General features: G+C 69.7%; 8 protein-coding genes and 1 pseudogene. 8 read left to right on the forward strand and 1 reads right to left on the reverse strand.

Annotated features, from left to right (window positions below):
• The 7 genes and pseudogenes from WFI52_RS14040 to WFI52_RS14070 form a co-directional block, all read left to right on the forward strand.
• On the forward strand, window positions 1–984 hold the full coding sequence (locus tag WFI52_RS14040; RefSeq protein WP_336627582.1) for a carbohydrate ABC transporter permease: 984 nt from the start codon (window positions 1–3) through the stop codon (window positions 982–984).
• Complete coding sequence (locus WFI52_RS14045; protein ID WP_336627583.1) at window positions 984–1,880, forward strand: carbohydrate ABC transporter permease; 897 nt, start codon at window positions 984–986, stop codon at window positions 1,878–1,880. Before WFI52_RS14040 ends, WFI52_RS14045 begins: the two co-directional genes overlap by 1 nt.
• Complete coding sequence (locus WFI52_RS14050) at window positions 1,881–2,717, forward strand: PfkB family carbohydrate kinase (RefSeq protein ID WP_336627584.1); 837 nt, start codon at window positions 1,881–1,883, stop codon at window positions 2,715–2,717. It abuts the gene before it with no gap.
• On the forward strand, window positions 2,714–3,445 hold the full coding sequence (locus WFI52_RS14055; protein WP_336627585.1) for a GntR family transcriptional regulator: 732 nt from the start codon (window positions 2,714–2,716) through the stop codon (window positions 3,443–3,445). The genes WFI52_RS14050 and WFI52_RS14055 overlap by 4 nt, the downstream gene beginning before the upstream one ends.
• Before the next feature lie 111 nt (window positions 3,446–3,556).
• Window positions 3,557–4,978: an NAD(P)/FAD-dependent oxidoreductase gene (locus tag WFI52_RS14060; protein WP_336627586.1), complete on the forward strand. Its 1,422-nt coding sequence runs from the start codon at window positions 3,557–3,559 to the stop codon at window positions 4,976–4,978.
• 8 nt (window positions 4,979–4,986) lie between these two features.
• Entirely contained in the window at window positions 4,987–6,111 is a 1,125-nt protein-coding gene (gene manA, locus WFI52_RS14065) for a mannose-6-phosphate isomerase, class I (RefSeq protein WP_336627587.1), read from the forward strand.
• Between the two features lie 146 nt (window positions 6,112–6,257).
• Window positions 6,258–6,521 (forward strand): annotated as a pseudogene (locus WFI52_RS14070) (transposase); the annotation flags it as partial.
• A gap of 319 nt (window positions 6,522–6,840) precedes the next feature.
• Here WFI52_RS14070 and WFI52_RS14075 read toward each other — a convergent pair.
• The gene (locus tag WFI52_RS14075; RefSeq protein ID WP_336627588.1) at window positions 6,841–7,662 is read right to left on the reverse strand and encodes a helix-turn-helix transcriptional regulator; all 822 of its coding nucleotides are present in this window, start codon (window positions 7,660–7,662) and stop codon (window positions 6,841–6,843) included.
• An 88-nt stretch (window positions 7,663–7,750) separates the two neighbouring features.
• Between WFI52_RS14075 and ilvD the strand changes: the two genes are divergently transcribed.
• The gene (ilvD, locus tag WFI52_RS14080; protein WP_336627589.1) at window positions 7,751–9,652 is read left to right on the forward strand and encodes a dihydroxy-acid dehydratase; all 1,902 of its coding nucleotides are present in this window, start codon (window positions 7,751–7,753) and stop codon (window positions 9,650–9,652) included.
• Window positions 9,653–9,984 lie beyond the last annotated feature (332 nt).

Genomic DNA, 9,984 nt, shown 5'->3' on the forward strand with positions numbered 1-9,984 from the left:
GTGTCGGAGGGGGTCATCGTCGGCCAGGAGAACCGGCTCGAACTGACGCGAGCCTCCTCCACCGCCGGTGCGCGCGAGCGCACCGGCGGGGCCTCCCCGCGCATCCGCCGCAGGCGTCCCCGCTGGAGCGGGCTCGTCTGGGTGCTGCCGGGTCTCGTCGTCCTGTTCCTGTTCGTCTACTACCCGCTCGTGCTCAACTTCGGGTACAGCTTCCAGCAGTCGAACATCTTCACCGGCGAGCAGACGTTCGTCGGCGCCGACAACTACGTCAAGCTGGCCGGCGACCCGATCTTCTGGCGGGCGCTCGGGAACAACGTGCTCTACGCCGTGATCTCGATCGTGTTCCAGGTGTTCCTGGCGCTCGTGCTCGCGTCGATCATCGAGAGCCTGCGCAGCCACCGCTGGCGGGCCGTCCTCCGATCGGTGTACTTCATCCCCTCGGCGATGTCGCTCACCGTAATCGGGCTGCTGTTCACGTTCATCTACCAACCGGACGGCGGTCTGCTGAACGGAGTCCTCGGCGCCCTCGGGCTCGACTCGCTGCAGCATGCGTGGCTGGGAGACCCGAAGACCGCCATGACGGCGATCATCATGATGAGCCAGTGGCAGGGCTTCGGCTACTCGGCGCTCCTGTTCGCCGTCGCGATCCAGCGCATCCCGCAGGAGATCTACGAGGCGGCCGCGCTCGACGGGATCGGCCCGTTCCGTCGGATCTTCTCGATCACCATCCCGCTGGTGCGCGAGATGACCGCCCTGATGATGATCGTCACGCTGTCCGGGGCCTTCCAGGTGTTCAACGAGGTGATGGTCACCACGGGCGGCGGACCGGACAACTCCACCCAGGTGCTCGGCACCTGGCTCTACCGCAGCGGGTTCGTCAAGAACGACTTCGGGTACGCGGCGGCGATCGCCGTGGTCATGTTCGTGATCACGCTCGCCCTCGCCATCGCGCAGGTCGTCTACGCCAACAGGAGGAGGGTCTGATGGCCGTCACCACAGCCTTCGGAGCGATCGAGGCCACGCCGACCCGTCGGCGACCGAAGCCGATCGGCGCCCTCGGGTTCGGCCGCATCGTCGGCCGGCTCCTGCTCATAGGCGTTCTCGCCGCGCTCGCGATCATCGTGCTCTACCCCATCCTCTGGATGGCGTTGAGCTCGCTGAAGTCGAACAGCGAGATCCTGTCGAGCCCGTTCGGCTGGCCGGCCGAGCTCGACCTCTCCAGCTACGGGAGGGCGTTCGCGGGCGGTGTGGGGGAGTACTTCCTCAACAGCGTCATCGTCACCGTCGCGAGCGTCATCGCGACGACCCTCCTGAGCGCCTGGGCCGCCTACGGCCTCACCAGGGTCACCATCCCGTTCAGCAAGCCGATCCTCTACATCATCATCGGCGGGCTGATGCTGGCGCCGACCGTGGCGGTCGTCCCGCTGGTCAAGCTGATGCAGGGATGGGGGATCTACGACACCTACTGGGCGCTCATCATCCTCTACACGGCGTTCCGCATCCCGTTCACGACCTTCCTCATCCGGTCGTACATGATCGACCTGCCGATCGAGGTCGACGAGGCGGCCGTGCTCGACGGGGCGCGCAGCTCGCAGATCTTCTGGCGGATCGTGCTCCCCATGTCGGCGCCGATCATCACGTCGGCGGTCATCCTGCAGGTGCTGTTCGCCTGGAACGAGTACCTGTTCGCCCTGATCTTCATCGGCAGCGACTCGTTGAAGACGCTGCCCGTGGGGCTCGCGACCCTGTCGTCGAGGGCGGTCACCGACTTCCCCTCGGTGTTCGCCGGGATGACGATCGCCGCGGTGCCGATGATCGCCCTGTTCTTCCTGTGTCAGAAATACTTCATCCGAGGGCTGTCGGACGGGATCGGAAAGTAGATGAGCATGCACCACCAGCAGACGGATCACTCCGGGCTGGCCACCATCGGCGACAACACGGTCGACCAGTACTACGGCGCCGACCTGACGAGCTTCGTCGGCGGCAACGCGGTGAACGTCGCCGTCAAGCTCCGCACCCTCGGCGCCGACGTCGCGTACGCCGGGGCCGTGGGGCCGGATGCGGACGGCGAGCGCATCCGCCGCACGCTCGAGGGCGAAGGGGTCGACACATCCCTCCTCGTCGAGCTGCCGGGGATCACCTCGGTGTCGAAGATCCGGGTCGAGGACGACGGCGAGAGGGTGATCTTCTTCGAGGACTTCGCCACCTCTGCCGACTACCAGCCCAGCGATGCGGACCTCGACGTGCTGGGGCGTCGCCGTCTCGTGCACATCGGCATGAACCCGTTCGCCGACCGCATCCGCCGCGAGCTGCGGGCGCGCGGGGTGCTCGTCAGCCAGGACTGCGCGGTCAGCTCCGGATACGCCGACCTCGACGTCGCCTTCTGCTCGGCCGGCGACGATCGTCCCGAGGCGGAGCGGCTGGCCCGGGAGGCCATCGCCGGAGGCGCTCGCCTCGCGGTCGTCACCTGCGGGCCCGCCGGCAGCATCGCGCACGACGGCGAGCGGTGGTGGGAGGCGGCGGCCCAGCCCATCGAGGTCGTCGACACCACCGGAGCCGGCGACAGCTACATCGCGGGGTTCGTCCACCGGTTCGCGCAGGGAGCCGATGTCCAGACGTGCATGATCGAAGGATCGCGCGTGGCCGCCCTGACCTGCCAGCATTGGGGTGGGTTCGATCAGGTCCCGCAGATCGTTCGAGAAGGGGCAGGCGCGTGATCGAGACACCGATCGTCCGAAGGCTCATGTCCGTCCAGGTGCGCGACGCGCTGGTCGAGTACTTCGAGCGCAACGGGGCGAAGCCGGGCGACCGCGTGCTGTCGGAGCCGGAGATCGTCGACCAGTTCGGCGTGGGGCGCAGCACGGCCCGCGAGGCGCTGAAGCTGCTCGAGCACGACGGCATCGTCGAGGTGCGGCCGGGCCTCGGCCGCTACCTCACCTCGCTCTCGGCGGCGAAGGTGAACCGCCCGATCACGCGCTTCGAGTCGGCGACCGACATGCTGCGCGAGCTGGGCTACTCGCCGCAGACCCTCGTGCTGTCGGTCGAGGAGGACGTCCACGACCTCGACGAGCGCGAGGCGCTCGGCCTCGCCGACGACGAGCGCGTCGTGCGGATCGAGCGGCTCCGGTCGGAGGGCGACTCGCCCCTCGTCTACAGCGTGGCCACCATCGCTCGGTCCCAGGTCCCCGGTCCGATCAAGCACGTGGACTGGACAGGATCGCTGACCACGTTCCTCAAGGACCAGGGTCGCGAGCTGTCGTTCTCGACCGCCGCCATCCACGCCGTCGAGATGCCCGAGGGACCCGCCGCCAAGTACTCCCTCGGCGGGTTCGGTCCCTGGATCTACATCACCGAGACCGCCTACTCGATCGCCGGCGAGCCGACGCTCTACGCCCAGGACTACCACCGCGGCGACATCTTCAGCTTCAACGTGCTGCGTCGCTGACCCGCGCCGCGCACCTCCAACACCTCTCGGCCTCCGGCCGCTCCGGGCCCCTCCGGCCGCACGCTCACCCTCCCTCGGCGCGCTCTCGCGCGCCCCGACGAGACGGACATCATGACCACCTACCGACTCCGCACGCCCGTCGAGGCGACCCTCCAGGACCAGGCCTTCTGGCTCCAGGACACCCACTCCTCCGCTCCGTCCTTCGAGCCGCTCACCGAGCGGATCACCGCCGATGTCGCGATCGTCGGCGGCGGCCTCACCGGGCTGTGGACCGCGATCCGGCTGCGGCAGAGGCATCCCGAGCTCTCGGTCGTCGTGCTCGAGGCGAGCACCTGCGGGTCGGGTGCGTCCGGCCGCAACGGCGGTCAGGTGCACTCCTGGTTCGAGCGGCTCGACCAGCTCTCCGCGGTGGTGGGCGACGAAGAGGCGCTGCGCCTCGCCCGCGCGTCGGCCGAGGCGATCGGCGAGCTGCGGCAGCTGCAGGAGGACCGCGAGCTCGATCTCGGCCTCAGGCTCGACGGCTGGGTCTGGACCGCCAGCTCGAGAGCGCAGGAGGGCGCGTGGGACGAGGCTCTCGCCCGCGGCGCGGAGGTGGGGGAGGACTCGTACTCCCGGCTGAGCGCGTCCGACCTGGCCGCGCGGGTGGGGCCGAGCGCCTCGTACGTCGGCGTCGTCGAGGAGCGTGGCGGGAGCCTGCATCCGGGTCGGATGATGCGCTCCCTGGCGCGGTGGGCCGACCGTCTCGGCGTCGTCATCCACGAGCACACCCCCGTCCGCTCGATCACGGACGGGGCCCGCGCTCGCCTCGTCACCGACCGCGCGACCGTCGACGCGGACCGTGTCCTGGTGGCGACGAACATCTGGGCGTCGTCCATCCCCGAGCTCCGGAAGCGCATGTTCGTCGTCGACAGCGAGGTCGTCGCCACAGCCCCCATCCCCGATCGCCTCGACGCCCTCGGCTGGCGCGGCGGCGAGGCCATCTGCGACGCGCAGCAGCAGGTGCTCTACTACCAGCGCACCTCCGACGGCCGCGTCGTCTTCGGGCGGGGCAGTGGACGCACGCTGTTCCGCGATCGCGTGACCGCCGCGTTCAACCGCAGGCCGGAGGGCGCGCCGCTCGCCGTGGCCGAGCTGGCCCGCGTCTATCCGCAGCTGGCGGATGCGCCGATCGAGTACAGCTGGACCGGCGGCATCGACTGCGTGCCGAGCCACATCCCGCAGATCGGACGTCTGCGCGGCGCGAGGTCGGTGTTCTACGCCTACGGCTGGAACGGGACCGCCCTGGCGCAGATCCCCGCGTGCTCGCGCATCATCGCCGCGATGCTCGCGGGCGACGACGACGAGTGGGGCCGCAGCCGGCTCATCGACCAGCCGGACCCCGCCACCCTGCCGCCCGAGCCCATCCGCTGGATCGGGGCCAACGTGGTTCGCTGGGCGGTCGTTCGCAAGAATCGGGCCGAGATCCGCAACCGCAGACCGGGCTGGTTCGTGCGCGCCCTCATCCGCTTCATGCCGTCCACGAGCGAGCACTGAGGCCTGCGATGCTGAGGATCGACGGAGTGTCGAAGACATACGACTGGGGTTCGCGCGAGGCGATCCCCGCCCTCCTCGGGCAGGAGCCCGACGGGCAGCCGGTCGCCGAGGTCTGGTACGGCGCGCATCCGACCGCACCGAGCCCGGTGCCTGCGGCCGGGACGACCCTCGACCGGCTGCTCGCCGACCGCGCAGGCGAGTACTTCGCCGGCGGCGCGGGGGAGCTCGCGTACCTGCTGAAGCTGCTCGCCCCCGGCCAGCCGGTCTCGTTGCAGGTCCATCCCTCGACCGAGCTCTCAGCGGCGGGGTACGCGGACGAGAACAGTGCGGGCGTCCCGTTGGATGCGCCGCACCGCACGTTCAAGGATCCGCACGCGAAGCCGGAGATGGTGTTCGCGGTGACGCCGTTCCGGGGGATGGTCGGATTCCGGCCGCTCGACGAGGCGGTCGCCCTGCTGTCGGGGCTCGAGTCGTCGCCCGCCCCCGCGGTGCTCGAGCGGCTGCGGGCGGGGGAGCTCCGCTCGGCCTTCGAGGCGCTGGTGCTCGTGAACGGTGATCCCGGGCCGCTCATCGAGGAGGTGGTGGCGCGGGGTGACGAGGTCGGTGCTGTCGTCGCCGAGCTCGCGGGCCACCATCCCGGGGATGCGGGCGCGCTGGCGCCCCTGCTGCTCGCGGTGTGGAGCTTGGAGCCGGGCGAGGCGCTCTTCGTCCCCTCCGGTGTGCCGCACGCCTACCTGTCGGGCGTCGCCGTGGAGCTGATGGCGAACTCCGACAACGTCGTGCGTGCGGGCCTCACCCGGAAGCACGTCGACCGGCGGGCGCTCCTGGAGGCGACCGACTTCGAGCGGGCCGTCGCGGTGGAGCGACCTCTCGTCGAGGGGCCGGTGCGCACGATCGCGCCCGAGGGGAGCCCGCTGCGGCTGGTCTCCGCGACCCTCGAGGGGTCGACCGCGCTCCTCCCGCTCGCGTCGGAGGTGCCCGCGATCGTCCTCGGCGTGAGCGGTCGCGTGCAGGTCGCGACGTCCGTCGAGTCGCAGCAGCTCGATCCCGGGCAGGCCGTCGTGGTCGCCCCCACGGAGGGCGCGGTCGCCGTCTCGGGCACGGGCCTCGTCGTCGCCGCCTTCGCCGTGTGACCTGCATGCTCGACCGCTCACTTCGTGCGCTCTTTCCCCCGCGGATGCTGCGCTTTGTGAGCGCTCGAGCACTGGCGCGCGGACTGGAGGGCGACCCAGTGCTCACTTCGTGCGCAGTTCCGCCCGGGGATGCTGAATGTACCGCGACCGCGAACAGCGCATGGCTCGTCCTCGCCGTGATCGCATTCAACCTCACTCGCGCCGCTGGACTCATCGCCGACCGAGGCGGGCGGCTCGCCCGGGCAACGACCGCGACGATTCGCCGCACCCTCATCTCAGTGCCGGCACGACTGGCACGGATGGCGCGCCGCATCATCCTGCACCTGCCGGACGCGTGGCCCTGGTAGACCGCGTTCGACCGACTCTTCACCGCGACGCACGCACCACCACCACCGGCCGCGGCCAGCTGACCACCGCCGCCACCAGCGGCACGACCGACAACGAAGTGGACAACCGGGATGAGACGCCCGGAACTCACCCCTGCCCGCAGCCGATCACGCCGCGCCCATCACGCCGACGCCACCCGCCGAAGGCTCATCGGTGGATCGAGGCTAATCCGGTCGAGCGGGCACCATACGGGCTGCCACGTTTCTGCCACGAATCGAATCGAACTCACCTGATCGAGGAGCACATCCGCGACTTCAGAACCTGCGGAATCATGCGGTTTCGATCAGCTCGATTGGCATCGGCGCGATTTCAAATCCCTCCGTCTCCGCCACAGAACCCTGCCTATTCAGGTCTTTCCCGCTCGCGCCGCTCTGCCGCCGTCTCCAAGTACCACACGAGCTGATGGCCCGGGGCGTCTACCGGGAGCAGCTTGTGCTCCTCGTAGACGACGCGGCCGTCCACCGGGTGATCGAAGACACGTTCGCGCGATGAGAACGTCTCGACGTCCCTCTCCGCCCAGACCTCCGCGAACTCGGGGGACGCCGCAGAAAGCCGCCGCACGAGGTCGGAAAGCTCGGCCGTGCCGATCGCGGGGCCGGCCGAGGCGCGGAACTCGCCGGCGAACCGTCGGCTCTGCGTGTGCCAGTCCGGCATGAGCTCTCGCAGCGCCGCGTCGGTGAAGACGAGCCAGAGCAGATTGCGCTCCTCGGGTTCCAGAGTCGAGACCCGCGTGTACAGGCGCTCATACGCCGCGTTCCACGCGACGATCGACCAGTTCGACGCCAGCAGGAAGGCGGGGCCCGAGACCGACTCGAGCAGCCGTTGGAGGTGCACGGGCACAGTCGACCCCTCTGCAGTAAGCGGGATGCCGGTGTGCCCGCCGAGACGCAGAAGATAGTCGGACTCCGATGCCGAGAGCCCGAACAGCCGGGCGATCGCCTCCAGGACCGAGCGAGACGGGTTGATCGGGCGGGCCTGCTCGAGCCAGGTGTACCAGGTCGAGCTGACGCCGGCGAGGGCCGCAACCTCCTCGCGGCGCAGGCCCGGCACGCGGCTGCGCGCGACCGGCGGAAGGTGCAGCGCGGCGCGGTCGACCCTCGCGCGGCGGGAGCGCAGAAAGGCGGCCAGCTCCTCGCGGCGTCGCTGCTCGGTCTCGGTGCTCATGGCATCCCTCGCTCGTCGATGGTGGTAGTGCTGATACCAGTATCACCGCCGTCTGGTGCGCTCGCGCGGCGAGGCGTGGAATGAGACCATGCCCGCACTCCGTTCACGCACCGTGACACACGGTCGCAACATGGCCGGCGCACGCGCACTGCTGCGCGCCGCCGGCGTCGACGCCGCCGACTTCGGCAAGCCTCTGATCGCCGTCGCGAACAGCTTCACCGAGTTCGTCCCCGGCCACACGCACCTTGCCCCGGTAGGACGGATCGTCTCCGAGGCGATCCATGCCGCCGGGGGAATAGCCCGCGAGTTCAACACGATCGCCGTCGACGACGGCATCGCGATGGGCCACGGCGGCATGCTGTACTCGCTCCCGTCCCGCGACCTCATCGCCGACTCGGTCGAGTACATGGTGAACGCGCACTGCGCCGACGCGCTCGTCTGCATCTCGAACTGCGACAAGATCACCCCCGGCATGCTCATGGCCGCGTTGCGTCTGAACATCCCGGTGGTGTTCGTCTCCGGCGGTCCGATGGAATCCGGCCGGGCCGTGCTGACCGACGGGTCCGTGCGCACGCTCGATCTCGTCGACGCGATCTCGGATGCCGTGAACGAGAACATCTCCGATGCCGACATCCAGCGCATCGAGGAGAACGCGTGCCCCACGTGCGGCTCGTGCTCGGGCATGTTCACCGCGAACTCGATGAACTGCCTCACCGAGGCGCTCGGGCTCTCCCTCCCCGGTAACGGGTCGACGCTGGCGACGCACACCGCGCGCCGGGCGCTGTACGAGGATGCCGGCGCGCTCGCCGTGCGGCTCGCGCATCGCTACTACGACGAGGACGACGCCTCGGTGCTGCCGCGGTCGATCGCGACCCCCGCCGCCTTCGCGAATGCCATGACCCTCGACATCGCGATGGGGGGATCGACCAACACGATCCTGCACCTGCTCGCCGCCGCACACGAGGCGGGAGTCGAGTTCGGCCTCGACGAGATCGACGCGATCTCGCGCCGCGTCCCGTGTCTGGCGAAGGTCGCCCCCAATCCCGCGTACGGCCGGATGTACTACATGGAGGACGTGCATCGCGCCGGCGGCATCCCCGCGATCCTCGGGGAGCTGCACCGTGGCGGCCTCCTCGACGAGAGCGTCCACACCGTCCACGCGCCGTCGCTCGACGCGTGGCTGGGCGAGTGGGATGTGCGCGGGGGGTCGGCGAGCGCGCAGGCGGAGGATCTCTGGCACGCGGCCCCGGGTGGGCGGCGCTCCTCGACGGCGTTCTCACAATCCGAGCGGTGGATCGACCTCGACACGGACGCGGCGGAGGGCTGCATCCGCGACGTCGCTCACGCCTACTCGGTCGACGGCGGCCTCGCGGTGCTGCGCGGCAACATCGCCGTCGACGGCGCCGTCGTCAAGACGGCGGGCGTCGACCCGTCGATCTGGACTTTCCGCGGTCCCGCGGTCGTCTGCGAGTCGCAGGACGAGGCAGTCGAGAAGATCCTCGCGAAGAAGGTGCAGCCCGGCGACGTGGTGGTCATCCGCTACGAGGGACCCAAGGGTGGCCCGGGTATGCAGGAAATGCTCTATCCGACCTCGTTCCTCAAAGGCCGGGGGCTCGGCAAGCAGTGCGCCCTGATCACGGACGGCCGCTTCTCCGGCGGCACCTCGGGCCTGTCGATCGGCCACGTGTCGCCCGAGGCGGCGTCCGGTGGACTCATCGCGCTCGTCGAGGACGGCGACATGATCTCCATCGACATCCCGACGCGCGACCTCACGCTCGAGGTGGATGCCGCGGTGCTCGACGAGCGCCGGGAGCGCCTGCTGGATGCCGGGGGCTACCGCCCGCGCGATCGCGAGCGGGTCGTCACGCCCGCGCTCCGCGCGTACGCAGCGATGGCGCTCTCGGCCGACAAGGGAGCCGTGCGCGACGTCGACGCCGTCGAGCGCGCAATGGCGCAGGTCGCCCGCGAGCGGGCCTCCATCGGGGTGTGACGTCGCGACACGCCCGGGGTGCGAAGCGGATTTGCCCGCACGGGTGTAGCGGCGTAATGTTTTACCTGTTCGCCCCAAAGGGAGAGCGAGCGGGCCGGAAGGCCCCGCCCCCTCAAGCAGTGAACATCTTCATCCCACGAAGCTCCCCGAAGTGACAGGGTCCTTGGACTTGGGATGGACAGGCCGGGTCGTGATCGTCTGATTTGACAGATCGCGGCAAAGGTCTAAGATTGAGAAGTTGCCCTTCTGTCTGGTTGTGAGGCTGGGTGGGGGGAGCGTCCGATCCTTGAGAACTCAACAGCGTGCACTTGTCAAATGCCAATTAACCTCGT

The organism is Microbacterium sp. MMO-20, from assembly GCF_037147735.1.
GTDB lineage: Bacteria > Actinomycetota > Actinomycetes > Actinomycetales > Microbacteriaceae > Microbacterium.